General features: G+C 59.5%; 15 protein-coding genes. 8 read left to right on the forward strand and 7 right to left on the reverse strand.

Annotation, left to right across the window (positions count from 1 at the left end; translation table 11 throughout):
• Positions 1–2: 2 nt before the first annotated feature.
• Genes RPE78_RS13860 through RPE78_RS13870 form a run of 3 tightly spaced genes read right to left on the reverse strand, consistent with a single transcriptional unit; the run spans position 3 to position 2,312 of the window.
• Positions 3–929: a flavin reductase family protein gene (locus RPE78_RS13860; protein WP_330647106.1), complete on the reverse strand. Its 927-nt coding sequence runs from the start codon at positions 927–929 to the stop codon at positions 3–5.
• Complete coding sequence (locus tag RPE78_RS13865; RefSeq protein ID WP_330647107.1) at positions 926–1,735, reverse strand: alpha/beta fold hydrolase; 810 nt, start codon at positions 1,733–1,735, stop codon at positions 926–928. Before RPE78_RS13865 ends, RPE78_RS13860 begins: the two co-directional genes overlap by 4 nt.
• Positions 1,710–2,312: an amino acid synthesis family protein gene (locus RPE78_RS13870; RefSeq protein ID WP_330647108.1), complete on the reverse strand. Its 603-nt coding sequence runs from the start codon at positions 2,310–2,312 to the stop codon at positions 1,710–1,712. The genes RPE78_RS13865 and RPE78_RS13870 overlap by 26 nt, the downstream gene beginning before the upstream one ends.
• Positions 2,313–2,419: 107 nt before the next feature.
• Here RPE78_RS13870 and RPE78_RS13875 point away from each other — a divergent pair, with 107 nt between their 5' ends.
• The 5 genes from RPE78_RS13875 (at position 2,420) to RPE78_RS13895 (ending at position 5,642) form a co-directional block, all read left to right on the forward strand.
• Positions 2,420–3,103 (forward strand): GntR family transcriptional regulator, encoded by a 684-nt coding sequence (locus RPE78_RS13875; protein WP_330647109.1) that lies wholly within the window; start codon positions 2,420–2,422, stop codon positions 3,101–3,103.
• An 11-nt stretch (positions 3,104–3,114) separates the two neighbouring features.
• Positions 3,115–3,402, forward strand: coding sequence for a DUF1330 domain-containing protein (locus RPE78_RS13880; protein WP_330647110.1), 288 nt, complete (start codon positions 3,115–3,117; stop codon positions 3,400–3,402).
• 156 nt (positions 3,403–3,558) lie between these two features.
• Positions 3,559–4,143, forward strand: coding sequence for a hypothetical protein (locus RPE78_RS13885; RefSeq protein ID WP_330647111.1), 585 nt, complete (start codon positions 3,559–3,561; stop codon positions 4,141–4,143).
• Positions 4,112–5,461: an AAA family ATPase gene (locus RPE78_RS13890; RefSeq protein WP_330647112.1), complete on the forward strand. Its 1,350-nt coding sequence runs from the start codon at positions 4,112–4,114 to the stop codon at positions 5,459–5,461. Before RPE78_RS13885 ends, RPE78_RS13890 begins: the two co-directional genes overlap by 32 nt.
• Positions 5,454–5,642 (forward strand): hypothetical protein, encoded by a 189-nt coding sequence (locus RPE78_RS13895; protein ID WP_330647113.1) that lies wholly within the window; start codon positions 5,454–5,456, stop codon positions 5,640–5,642. The genes RPE78_RS13890 and RPE78_RS13895 overlap by 8 nt, the downstream gene beginning before the upstream one ends.
• Before the next feature lie 284 nt (positions 5,643–5,926).
• On the opposite strand, the gene RPE78_RS13900 is transcribed toward RPE78_RS13895, so the two are convergent.
• The gene (locus RPE78_RS13900; RefSeq protein WP_330647114.1) at positions 5,927–6,838 is read right to left on the reverse strand and encodes a LysR family transcriptional regulator; all 912 of its coding nucleotides are present in this window, start codon (positions 6,836–6,838) and stop codon (positions 5,927–5,929) included.
• Between the two features lie 202 nt (positions 6,839–7,040).
• Between RPE78_RS13900 and RPE78_RS13905 the strand changes: the two genes are divergently transcribed.
• Both RPE78_RS13905 and RPE78_RS13910 read left to right on the forward strand, forming a co-directional pair.
• Positions 7,041–7,742: a YqcI/YcgG family protein gene (locus RPE78_RS13905; RefSeq protein WP_406721696.1), complete on the forward strand. Its 702-nt coding sequence runs from the start codon at positions 7,041–7,043 to the stop codon at positions 7,740–7,742.
• A complete protein-coding gene (locus RPE78_RS13910; RefSeq protein WP_406721697.1) occupies positions 7,739–8,380 on the forward strand; it encodes a LysE family translocator in 642 nt (213 codons plus the stop codon). Before RPE78_RS13905 ends, RPE78_RS13910 begins: the two co-directional genes overlap by 4 nt.
• A gap of 457 nt (positions 8,381–8,837) precedes the next feature.
• Here the strand turns inward: RPE78_RS13910 and RPE78_RS13915 are convergent, their stop codons facing one another.
• Positions 8,838–9,110, reverse strand: coding sequence for an ArsR/SmtB family transcription factor (locus RPE78_RS13915; protein ID WP_406721698.1), 273 nt, complete (start codon positions 9,108–9,110; stop codon positions 8,838–8,840).
• 191 nt (positions 9,111–9,301) lie between these two features.
• On the opposite strand from RPE78_RS13915, the gene RPE78_RS13920 reads away from it, so the two are divergent.
• Positions 9,302–9,898, forward strand: a complete 597-nt coding sequence (locus RPE78_RS13920) for an alpha/beta fold hydrolase (RefSeq protein WP_353963116.1) — start codon at positions 9,302–9,304, stop codon at positions 9,896–9,898.
• Positions 9,899–10,317: 419 nt separating this feature from the next.
• Here RPE78_RS13920 and RPE78_RS13925 read toward each other — a convergent pair whose 3' ends face one another.
• Positions 10,318–11,166 (reverse strand): helix-turn-helix transcriptional regulator, encoded by an 849-nt coding sequence (locus RPE78_RS13925; protein WP_330647118.1) that lies wholly within the window; start codon positions 11,164–11,166, stop codon positions 10,318–10,320.
• On the reverse strand, positions 11,090–11,476 hold the full coding sequence (locus RPE78_RS13930) for a hypothetical protein (RefSeq protein WP_330647119.1): 387 nt from the start codon (positions 11,474–11,476) through the stop codon (positions 11,090–11,092). The genes RPE78_RS13925 and RPE78_RS13930 overlap by 77 nt, the downstream gene beginning before the upstream one ends.
• Positions 11,477–11,643 lie beyond the last annotated feature (167 nt).

Genomic DNA, 11,643 nt, shown 5'->3' on the forward strand with positions numbered 1-11,643 from the left:
CGTTAGCTCCCGGCAAAGACCCCGCGGACCTCGCCGCTGGTCTGATTTCCGTAATAGACCCCGAAGCTGCCGATGCGGGCTTCCTCGACGAAGCGCTTGAGCATCTGGCAGGTGGCTGGATCGGTAAGATCCATCAATGTCGACGGGACGAGTTCGGTAAAGGCGCCAAGCGCGGGCGCCCCTCCTTCGGCATCACAGTGAAAGGTAATATGCTGGCACGATCTGGCGGTATCTTCATAGACCGCATAGAGAAATCCCGGCTGGGCGTTGAGCCCCGTGGCGGCAAGCAGTCGCGCCAGCGCCGCCGAGACCCCTTCCGCCCCGACCTTGATTTCCGGCAGGGTCAGACCGCCCTCCCGGTCATTGACCAGCAGAACACGCTCGCCCTGCCGGATCAGCGCCGAGACCCTGACCTCGACCCCAGCCTCGATCCTGTCGAGCGCCTTGGTCTCCACCTGCGGGCGCACATAGGCCCCACGGGCATAGCCCAGTCCGGAGGCGGGGCTTGTGTCAAACGCCTCGACACGGCCAAGCAAGATCACATGGTCGCCCGCCTCGATGATCTGGTGCAGCGCGCAATCAAACCATGCAGAGACATCACCGATCACGGGCGCTCCATGCGGCCCGGGCCACCAATGCAGATCGCGGAAGCGGTCCTCGGAGGGTCTGGCAAAGGTGTTGGAAATATCCTTCTGGTCTTCGGCAAGGATATTCACCGCAAAACCCCGCCCTTGGGTAAAGGCCTGATAATTGCGCGAGCTATTGGCCAGACAGACCAGCAGAAGCGGCGGGTCCAGCGACACCGAGGTAAAAGAATTTGCCGTAAACCCCAAAGGATTGCCGGTGCCGTCATGGGTCGTGACCACGGTCACACCGGTCATGAAGGCACCAAATGCGTCGCGTAGGGCGCGTGGATCGATTGCGGTCATGGTACGACCTCCCCGAGAACCGGTGTTGCAAGCCATTTCTCCAGCGCGGCATTCACCCGCGCAGGGTCCGTCAGATTGACCATATGGCGCTGGCCCTCGATGGTCAGCGCGTGCCCATAGGGCGCGGCCTTGGCCATAGCTTCGGCCATTGCAGGGGTCGAATTGGGGTCGCCCGATCCGGTCAGGGCCAGCAGCGGGCAGCGGATCTGGCCGAACCTGTCGGCATAGAGACTGTCGCCTTCGGCAAAGGCCCGATAGGCTGTGGCATAGCCTCTGGGATCAACCGCACGCAGCCAATCCGCCACCTGCGCCCGCACCGCCTGTTCTTCCGGAGCATCCGAAAACCAGCGCGCAAGCGGTGTGGTCAGATCGAAGACACCCTTGGCAATGAGGGCGGCACGGGCAATCACCGCCTCGCGGGCCGCCACGTCACGACGGAAGACCCCGTTCAGAAGCGCGACCCGCGCCACCTGATCGGGATGCTCGACCGCCATACCACCACAGACCAGCGCCCCCATCGAATGGCCCACCAGATTGACCGGCCCCAGATCCAGCGCCTTGAGCACCTGATGCAGCCAGTCCACAAAATCAGGCAGGCGGGCGGCGTCGGGCAGGGGGGAAGACCGCCCATGACCGGGCATATCAAGCGCAATCACCCGATAGCGCCCCGCCAGGGCGTCAACCTGCGGACCCCAAGCGGCGGAGTTCATCCCGACGCCGTGGATCAGCACCAATGGCGCGCCTGTCCCTGCCTCTGTAACCCCGAGCGTCCCCAGACGCTCAGACAGATGCAGGGTTGTCGACATCGCCACCCATCTCCTTCAGATCCTGATAGCGGTCACCAATGCGGTGATGCGGACGGCCACCGATCGAGGCCCCCAGCGCGATGACGATCTCGTCTGCGGCGGGGGCATCGGCCACCGACAGCTGCATGGTCAGATAATGGCTGCGACGGCCGCCATCATTCTTGTCCATCAGCGGGATATAAAGGGGGGCATTGGCCGGACCGCGCGTATTGCAGAAGGCCAGATAGGATTTCGCACCGACCGCTTCGCGGTAGTGGTTGCCAAAGCGCAGCGTATGGATCAGCGCCGAGGCATGTTCGACCTCGCCATTCAGGCCGACGATGGCCGATTTGCCATAGCCCTCGACCCTGTCGCCGCCACCTGCGGCCTCAAGGATCATCTTGGTCAGCAGGGCCCCGAGACCCGGTGCGCAATCAAGGATTTCAGGGCGGAGGTCTTCAACAAAACCCTTTCCCGCCCAAGGGTTACGGATAACCGCAATGGCCGCGATCATGCGCAAGGGGGTCTCGGCCACCTTTCCGCCCTCGATCAGCGTGTCTTCGATATGCAGCAATGTCTTGCGAATCTCAGCAGGCATTGAACGCTCCCAGTTGGATATTTTTTAGTATTATGGACTCATGGAATACCGTAATACAATCTTACAATCAAGCTTGTCGTTGCGCCGTGGCTCTGTTACGAAGGGGCATGACAAATCTTGGCCTGAATAAGATCGACCAACAGCCTGTCACCCTGCGCGAAGTGGTGCTGGACCGGCTGCGTGACGCGATCATCAATGACGTGTTCAAACCGGGAGACCGGCTGATAGAGCGCGTGCTGTGCGAACAGCTTGGCGTCAGCCGGACGGTGGTGCGCGAGAGCCTGCGCTATCTCGACGCGGAAGGACTGGTCGAGCATGTGCCCAATCGTGGCCCGATCGTCGCGCGGATGACATGGGATGATGCCCGCCAGATCTATGACATCCGTCGCAAGCTGGAAACCGACGCCGCCGAGGCCTGCGCGCGCAATATGACACCGGCGCAGGAACGCCGCCTGCGGCAGGCACTGGCGGAGCTGGAATCTGCCGCGCTCCAGAAGGAAAGCTCGGCCCTGTTCAAAGCCACCACACGATTTTACGAGGTGATCTTTGAAGGCGCGGGGCACACGATTGCATGGGAAGTGGTCAGCCGCCTCAACAGCCGTATCTCGCGACTGCGGATCATGACGCTCACCAGCGACGACCGCGCGATATCCGGTCCAAGCCATATGCGCAAAATCTGCGAGGCCATCGCCGCCCATGATCCACAGGCCGCGCGACGCGCCGTGGAAGAGCATGTCACCGATGCATCGGCCATCGCCCAGAAACTGCTGGCCCAAACATCCGGCACTTGAGGAGAAACCGCATGGCCAAAGCCTATTGGATCGCCCGCGTCACCGTCACAGATCCCGAAGCCTATACCGGCTATCAGGATCTGGCACCGGCGGCGTTCCGGAAATATGGCGCGGTGTTTCTGGCACGGGGTGGCCACACCCACAGCGTGGAAGGCCCCGAATGGGAACGCCATGTGGTGATCGAATTCGCGGATATGGCCACGGCGCGCGCCTGTTATGACTCGCCCGAATACCGCACGGCCCGCGCCGCGCGTGCAGGTGCCTGCCATGCCGAGATCTTCCTGACAGAAGGTCTCTAGGCGGAAGTTCGTGCGCCCACGCACGGTTGAGGTGAATTGTTTTACATAATTCGCATTATCAGAATCCCGCCACCAACAGCGGTAATTTCACCTCCTTTATAACGTGATTGCACGAGTTTGCCAAATGTGTTCTTATTTCGTTCTTGGGTGCGCCGAATGTCTTATGTTCATCCTGCTACGAACCGGTACTTTGGTCGCGTCCAGCGCTACATCCTCGCAGACGGCGAACGCTTTGCCACAGTTATCGACGATGTCGGCGCACCAGCATACTACCCGACTGCTTTGGCTCTCTCGCGGCGTTCCCATGGTCACTCGTCAGAGACCATGGGTGCGGAAGCCGCAGATCTGGTCCACCTCGGACTCTGGGCGCTTCGGGAGCGCATCGATCTGAATGCGCGTCTCGAGGCCGGCGCCTATTTTGATCTGGTCGAGATCGAGACACTGGCAGAAGCCTGCGGGCTGAAGACCGAGGCTCTGCGACGGATCACTTCACCCGCGGTGACGGAAATGCGCAGCGGTCTCACCATGACGAAGGCCGATATCGTCAGTAATGCCTTGAAGTCTCGGCGCTTGTCGACGGCTGCCCGATATTTCGATTTCGTTGGGCGTATGTCCAAGGCCCATCTTCCAAAGCGTTCGTTGGAACTCGCCGAGCACATCAGCGCGCGTAAGGATAGGCGATGGTCTTCAGCCATTCGGAGCTGCAGTGATGGAGGAGTTCATCGCCCGCACCATTACTGATTGCCTGAGCTCTGAACCCTATCACGATCTGGTGGTGCCGAAGCCGGACCTGAATCTGGTCGAAGCTCGCATCCAGGCCTTCGACGCCAGCCAACTCCATTCTCTTACCGACAGACAAAAGATGGCGATCCGAACGGCACTTTCTCAGCGAGTGATGATACTCGGTGGATATGCCGGCTCTGGCAAGACCACGTGTCTTCGCGGCATCTGTGACCTCGCAGAGTCTTTTGGCCGTGCGCTGCACCTGATGGCACTCTCTGGTCGCGCTGCGCAGCGCATGGCCGTTGCGACCGGCCGCCCGGCCCGGACCATCGCTGGGTTTCTTCAATCCATGGTGCGCCCCGACGCCGAAACGCTGCCACCTGGTGCTATGGTGATCGTCGACGAAGCGTCGATGCTCGACCTGCCGACGCTCTGGCGGATCCTGAAGGTGCTGGGAGACGCCAACCTTATGCTGGTGGGAGACCCTGCCCAGTTGCCCCCGATAGGCTTCGGATTGACGTTCCATGTTTTGTACCAGACCGAGCGCATACCCCATGTGGTGCTGGATCGGGTGCTTCGACAATCCGATGCGAGCGGCATCCCCTCTGTCGCAGAAGCGGTACGGCTGGGAAACCCCCCTACCCTCGCAACCTATGAAGGGATCCGCCCTGGAGTTTCCTTTATTCCCACCGCGCCCGAAGACGCGATTGGCCTCATCAGCGCGATCGGTCGGGATCTACGCTCCTGTGGTGCCGACCCGAGAGACACCCGGATCATTGCACCGGTGAAGGCCGGCCCGGCCGGTATCGAAGCCATCAATCGCCATTTCCATGAGCTACGTCGACGGGCCAAAGATGGCGCCCTCTTCCCGGGTCGCAGCGACATTGCCGAGGGCGATCCGATTATTTGGACCCGGAACGACTGGGACCGGGATCTCATGAACGGGTCGATGGGCCGCGTCCAGTCGGTGATCGACGGCATCGCGCACGTCACGCTGGATGGAAAACCGTTCGAACTCGATGCAGCCGATGCAGGCAATCTGGACCCGGCCTATGCCATCTCGGTTCATAAGGCCCAAGGCTCTCAATGGCGGCGCGTCATCATTCCGGTCTTCCCGTCCCGTCTTCTGGACCGGACGCTGATCTACACCGCCATAACGAGAGCCACGGATCAAGTCATAATGCTGGGGGATCGATGTGCCCTAGCGGGGGCCATTGCGAACATGCCCGCTTCCACAGCACGCTCTGTCGGGCTTCATGAAAGGTTGCAGCGCGCACAAGGCTTCTCTGCATGCGCAGATTATGTACCGGAGGCGATGGAAGCAAAGAATGAATGACGTTGAGTTTGATGCCCTGATAACGGAGCTCCGCAACGAGGCGGAGGAGGCAGCTTGGTATATTGGCTTCATGAAGGTGGCGATCGACCAGACTGAGCTGATCGCAGATCGTCTCAACGGATCTTACTCCGGATATGCCGGATTGGTCGTGACCTGCCCCCCGGAAGTTCCCTCGCTGTGATGTAGAGTCTGCCCAACCTGAGAAGGAGCAGACGACATGAGGAAAAGCCGTTTCACCGATGCGCAAATCATCGGGATGATCAAGGAGCAGGAGGCTGGCTTGGCGCACGTGGCGAGTTTAGGATACCGGACGTTCATACGCCGCGCATCAAGGAACGCTGCCTTTTGTCCATCACGGCGGCAAGCTGACCTTCGCTGCTGTCTGCGCCAACGTCAGCAATGTCGCGGAACGGAGCGGACCTCGAACTCTTACATGAAGCATTGTTTGAAGCGCTGAGTGTCGCCTCAAACCAGAAATGTCAGCCCGGAGGTCGGTCGGTCAGGCACATCCTCCTGAAGGAAATCAAGGAATTTCTCCAGATAGCGGAGCTTCTTGCAGCTTTCAGGCCAAACCATGAAGTACCCGTCATACGTCTGCACCGCTTCAGGGAACGGCATTACAAGCTGGCCATCCGATACCGCACCCGAGGTTAAAACGAGATCACCGATCGACAGCCCGTGCCCGGCTGTCGCGGCGGCGTTGCCCTGTTCAAGCGTGTCAAAGACCTGCCCCTGCGAGATGTCCACCTGTTCTGCCCTCCCGCTCCGCCTGAGCCAGCGTCGCCAGTCGCGGCGATCGGGCGAGGGATGGATAAGAGCGTACCGGCCGAGATCCTTTCCAAGATCGCGATACAAGGCCGGAGCACAAATCGGGATCAGCCATTCATCGAAGAGCTTGGCGCTTCTGGTGCCCTCCCCGAACTGCCCCGAGCCGAGCAGAATCGCGCAATCGTGGGGCTCGGTAAAAAAATCAACCGTGTCGATATCCATCCACACGCTGCTGATCTGCACGTCAAAGCTAGGCTCGATGGCCCGGAACCGGCTCACGGCATCAAGCAGCCAACGCATCGTCAGCGTCGAGGGGGCCTTGAGACGCAAAACGTTCCGCTCGCTCTGAAAGACGGCACAAGCATCCTCGATGTGTTTGAATCCGTACTTCAGACCGTCCGCGAAGATCTGACCTTGCGGCGTCACCTCCAGCCGGGGTCCATGACGATGGAACAGCTTACGCCCGAAATGCGCCTCTAGCGTTTTGATGTGCTTGCTGATCGCACTCTGCGTCAGGTTCAGCTCCTCGGCCGCACCTGTCGCCGATCCGGTGCGGGCAGCCGCTTCGAACGCTCGCAAAGCATATAGCGGAGGGAGAGTTTTTGCCATCACCGCACCTCTCAATCAAAACTTTTACTCATAGCAAGAAGCAGGAATTTCCATTTTTCAAGGGTATTTTTCATCGCGATAACTACTGAGAGATTATAGAGGAGAACATTTTTTCATGTTTAGAGGGATATCTCCAGGGGTGCTTGTAGAACAGTCTACAATTGAGGCAGAGCTTATTGAGAGACGCGACAAAGAACTTGAAATGGACTGGAGAGCCGTGGCGTTTCGGGGCTTTTCTTCCCACCTCCGCAAGCCTGATTTCCCATGCCTGTTTGGAAAAAGTGGCTTCAAGAGGGAGGCGTTCAAGTTCCTTTTCATCGATGAGGACGACGAAGCAGGCCAATTTTCAGAGGGCCTGCGGCGATACACGGAATTCACCCGGCAAGTGCCCGCGCGCACCCGGCTTTACACGCCCCTGATTGTGATTTTTCAGAGAATTTTTCCAACGCTCGCCGATCAGCACCAGTTCGGCTGGCGACAACTGCAGGCATTACATCATAACGACACAAAAGACTGGCCTTCCAACGTCCCCATTGACCCCAAAGACAGTCTCTGGAGCTTTTGTTTCGACGGGGTGCAGCTGTTTATCAACATGAGTTGCCCGGGTCATGTGACCCTGAAAAGCCGCAACCTTGGAGGCTACATCACCTTCGTCATCAATCCGCGTGAAAACTTCGATCTGATCGCCAATCGGAACAGCCGCAAGGGTATCCGGGTGCGTCAGACGATTCGCAAGCGCGTCGAAAGGTATAACGCTGCGCCGGTTCCCGATGTGCTTGGCTTCTTCGGTAGCCACAGCAACCTCGAATGGCGACAGTACCAGTTAGCCGAGGAGCATAGTCCGCCGAAAACCATTTGCCCCTTCCGTATGCGCACTCGAACCAGAGAGGTCGAGCCCTCATGAACCTTACGCTTCTGTCGGTCTATTTGACCTCCATCGTTTTGCTGATCGCAACCCCTGGCCCCGTTGTCGCACTCGTTCTCAACACGGCCGCAAAGCGCGGGTTGCGTGAGGCCGTGCTCACTGTATTCGGAACTAACTGGGCCTCGCTTTTCCTGATCGGCGCAGCTGCTCTGGTGATTTCCGGCCTGATGACCATCAACGTGAGGATGCTGACCTGGGTCAGTCTTATCGGCTGCCTGTTCATCGCCTGGATGGCCATTCAGTCGTTTCGTCACAGGCCGACCTCGCAGGAAACAGATCCCACAGAGGCATTGGGGATGGCACGACGCGGCTCCTCTCCTCTGTTGCACGGGTTTCTTGTTGGCATCTCCAACCCGAAGGACATCCTGTTTTTCGTCGCCTTCTTCCCGCAATTTGTCGGCATCACCAGCCGACACGAGATCAGTCTCATCATTCTGACTTTGCTCTGGATTCTCTTCGACTTTGCGATCCTCGTCAGCTACGCCGCCGTCATCCACACCCGCGTGTTCCGCCGCCAGGCGCATCGGATCGCACAGATCTCCGCAGGGTTCCTGCTCTGTGTCGCCATCGCAGGCTTTGCCTACTCTCTCAACGAGTTGCTCTCTGTGCCCCGTTAAATGATAAGCCGAAACCTCTACCGCAAAAGACCACCGACAACTGTCAATGTCATGCCAGCGGGGCTCTGATGATGTGACCGACCGCGCCCATCGGCATCAATGTGCCAAGGTGGGGCTGCGATGATCCACAAGGGTGGCCAGTCATGTCGAAGATTATCACGGTCGGGCTCGACCTGGTGGAAAATGTGTTCCAGGCACACGGGGCGGACGGAGAATGAAGACTGCGCCATGCCATTAGCTTTTCCCTTGCGCGCGGGCATTGCCACCCGAGAGATGTCAAAGTGGGCTCGAAGCTGCCTTCAGCTGCCTAAATCATGAAAGTCCGGTTTGGGCCGATCGCGTCGATACGGTGTCGCGGCCCTCATGATGGGGCCCCGCGCCGCCGCATGACCGCTTCGAGCCCACTTTGACCAATGCTGCGAACTATATGAACGGCAGCTTTCGCAGTTTGCCGCGGTCACTCCACCTTCAATTTCAGCGTCGCAACGAGCCATTCATTGTAGTCGCGAAGTGCCGCTTCGTTGCGAGAACAGTACGTCCATTTTTGCCGCCTTCTCGCCGAGAGAAAATTCGCCCGCTTCAAGAGCTCGACATGGCGGCTCATCGTTGGCTGGCTCACTCCGAAATGCTCCGCGAGGAGTTGGACGCAAACACCAATCTCAACGGGGTCGGCCGACTCCTGATGTGCGAAGTGACGTCCCGGATCATCAAGAACACGAAGAATGTTCATCCTTGTCTCGTTTGCCAGCGCCTTGATCTGATCGGTTCGAACTATCATTCCAACACCATATAGCTACTTCGCTAATTGACAATGGGTGTTGATCATATAGTTTATTCGCTAATTGACAATGAGAGGTATCCACGATGCTTGAGCTCAACCAACGCTATGACCATCGGGGCCAGTCCGTCGCCTGGGGCGTGATGGGCGACGGCGATCCGATCATACTGGTGCACGGCTTCCCTTGGTCGGCGCAGGCTTGGCGGCGGATCGCGCCATGGCTCGCACGGACCCATAGGGTTTACTTTTTCGACATGCTCGGCACCGGCCTGTCGGAGAAGTCTTCGGATCAGAGCGTCGCCGAGTCGGTCCAGAGCGATCTTCTGGCCGCCCTGATCGGGCATTGGCGACTCGATAAACCTCAGGTCGTGGGACACGACTTCGGCGGCCTCGCCTCGCTGCGCGCGCATTTCGTGAACGGCGTTCCCTACGGCAAGCTGCACCTCATCAATGCCGTCGGCGTCCGGCTCTCCGTTCTACGCTCATGTGCGCCAGCACGAGGCAGCGTTTGCGGGTCTGCCCGACTATGCCCACGAGGCGCTGTTTCGCGCCTATATCCAGAATGCAGCGCACTATCCCCTCCGCGAGGAGTCCATCCGCCTCTACTTCGAGCCCTGGTCGGACGCGGTGGGCAAAGCTGCCTTCTATCGGCAGATCGGACAGGCCGATACGGCGAACATCGCGGAAGCGCAGGAACGCTATGGCAAGACCGACTTCGACGTTCACCTGATCTGGGGTGAGGAAGACACCTTCATTCCGTTGGCGCAAGGCGAGGAGTTGGCGGGGCTGGTCCATGCGAAGAGCTTCACACGAGTTCCGAGTGCCGCTCACATCGGTCAAGAGGACGCGCCAGAAGCGCTTCTAGGTGCGCTACTAGCTAACATCTGATCTGAGGCGTGTGAGCCGATCCTTTCGGCGGAAGCGCGCCCGGAACGGGCCTTCGCGCCTCGCGCAGCGAAATTCTGCTCCGTCCCGCATTGCGGACGTCGAGCAACCGGGTCTCGCTGCACAGTGCCACGATTGTCTGGTTCAGTGAACCACATCACCGCGCAGATCGGCCCGTTGAATGTCCGGATAGGGCCGATCGCGTCGATACGGTGTCGCGACCCTCGAAAACAACCTGCCGCACCGCCGTATGACCGCTTCGAGCCCAAAACGTTCATTCAGATGCAAGATCGATAGCACTACGTCTTATCGACAGGGTGTCCGCAGGGTTTCCCTCCACCGTCACGTAGTATACGAGGCGCAGATGCCGGTCCTGATCGACGATCAGCGTTGTATGATCGAATGCAACCTGACCTCGGTCTGGCATCTCGAAACTGCGACGCCCCTCACATTGGCCCTGCACGTCATGGTCGCGCCACAGGCGACGAAAGGTGCGGGACGCCGTTTGCAAATGATCTGCCAAGTCTTGCATGTCGCTCCGGTGATGTCCGGCAGCATAGTCACGTCGGAAGCTGGCGACGATCTGGGCCGCTTGCCGGGGCCAGTCCTGCACGCGACAGCTCAGCCGTTCATCTGCGAAATACATCCAGAGCATGTTCCGCTGGCCCTTCGGGTAGTCCGAGAACCCGAACAGGCCGTCGCCCGCGGCATTCCATCCGATCACGTCCCAGCGAAGGTTCATCACGAATGCAGGTCGCTGCGTCAAGTCGTCCAGAAGCACCCGGATCAACGGCGGCATCTCGCACCATGTATCTGCCGGGGCCGAGGGCGGACGGTTCTGCGCAAGAAGGTACAGGTGCTGGCGTTCTTCGGGGCTCATCCGAAGGGCGCGCGCGACGCTGTCGAGAAGATGAGCAGAAACACGGATGTCTCGTCCCTGCTCCAGCCACGTATACCAGCTCAGGCCGATCCCCGCGACGGTCGCGACCTCCTCGCGCCGCAGGCCGGGGGTGCGGCGGCGTGGACTGCGCGGCAGGCCGACCTCCTCAGGCTGTACGCTGGCGCGTTTGCGGCGCAGGAAATCCGCCAGATCCTGACGAGTACGGAATAGACGGGTGTTCATGGTGCTGCCAGTAATAGGATAACTTCCCCCATAGTAACAGAATGAGAGGTGCGCGAAAAGACGTCATGATCTCGAAGAAGGAGTTGACATGACGACCGAACCCGCCCCTCGCCACCTTGGCATGCTCCCGCTTTTCGCCCTTTTGCTTGGTGGCTTCATCACCGTCTTCGATCTGTTCGTGGTGAACGTCGCGTTGCCGTCCAGGCGGCATGGCGCAGACGATGCTGCGCGGCATCGAGAGTGCGCGCGCCCGCTTCATCATGACGATGGCCGTAGGCAATCTCGCCAGATTGCCGAAACTGCTCGCCATGTGAGGCGCCCGGGGGCCTGTTGGGAGCGCCACAGCGACGCAAGAGGGACAAAGCACGACGGGCGTCAGAGGAAAGTGTTCCGCAGGCCCGACTTCTTCAGCGACCTGCTAACCTGCGGGTGGCTTCGGGCTGTGGTCTCGGCCCCAGCTGCACAGTCATAAAACTA

Origin of the sequence: Thioclava litoralis, from assembly GCF_045278885.1 — a bacterium.
Taxonomy (GTDB): Bacteria; Pseudomonadota; Alphaproteobacteria; order Rhodobacterales; family Rhodobacteraceae; genus Thioclava; species Thioclava litoralis.

Coding starts and splice junctions, on each gene's coding strand:
- RPE78_RS13860 (WP_330647106.1), bottom strand. CDS start 929: ATGACCGCAATCGATCCACGCGCCCTACGCGACGCATTTGGTGCCTTC.
- RPE78_RS13865 (WP_330647107.1), bottom strand. CDS start 1,735: ATGTCGACAACCCTGCATCTGTCTGAGCGTCTGGGGACGCTCGGGGTT.
- RPE78_RS13870 (WP_330647108.1), bottom strand. CDS start 2,312: ATGCCTGCTGAGATTCGCAAGACATTGCTGCATATCGAAGACACGCTG.
- RPE78_RS13875 (WP_330647109.1), top strand. CDS start 2,420: ATGACAAATCTTGGCCTGAATAAGATCGACCAACAGCCTGTCACCCTG.
- RPE78_RS13880 (WP_330647110.1), top strand. CDS start 3,115: ATGGCCAAAGCCTATTGGATCGCCCGCGTCACCGTCACAGATCCCGAA.
- RPE78_RS13885 (WP_330647111.1), top strand. CDS start 3,559: ATGTCTTATGTTCATCCTGCTACGAACCGGTACTTTGGTCGCGTCCAG.
- RPE78_RS13890 (WP_330647112.1), top strand. CDS start 4,112: ATGGAGGAGTTCATCGCCCGCACCATTACTGATTGCCTGAGCTCTGAA.
- RPE78_RS13895 (WP_330647113.1), top strand. CDS start 5,454: ATGAATGACGTTGAGTTTGATGCCCTGATAACGGAGCTCCGCAACGAG.
- RPE78_RS13900 (WP_330647114.1), bottom strand. CDS start 6,838: ATGGCAAAAACTCTCCCTCCGCTATATGCTTTGCGAGCGTTCGAAGCG.
- RPE78_RS13905 (WP_406721696.1), top strand. CDS start 7,041: ATGGACTGGAGAGCCGTGGCGTTTCGGGGCTTTTCTTCCCACCTCCGC.
- RPE78_RS13910 (WP_406721697.1), top strand. CDS start 7,739: ATGAACCTTACGCTTCTGTCGGTCTATTTGACCTCCATCGTTTTGCTG.
- RPE78_RS13915 (WP_406721698.1), bottom strand. CDS start 9,110: ATGAACATTCTTCGTGTTCTTGATGATCCGGGACGTCACTTCGCACAT.
- RPE78_RS13920 (WP_353963116.1), top strand. CDS start 9,302: ATGGGCGACGGCGATCCGATCATACTGGTGCACGGCTTCCCTTGGTCG.
- RPE78_RS13925 (WP_330647118.1), bottom strand. CDS start 11,166: ATGAACACCCGTCTATTCCGTACTCGTCAGGATCTGGCGGATTTCCTG.
- RPE78_RS13930 (WP_330647119.1), bottom strand. CDS start 11,476: ATGGCGAGCAGTTTCGGCAATCTGGCGAGATTGCCTACGGCCATCGTC.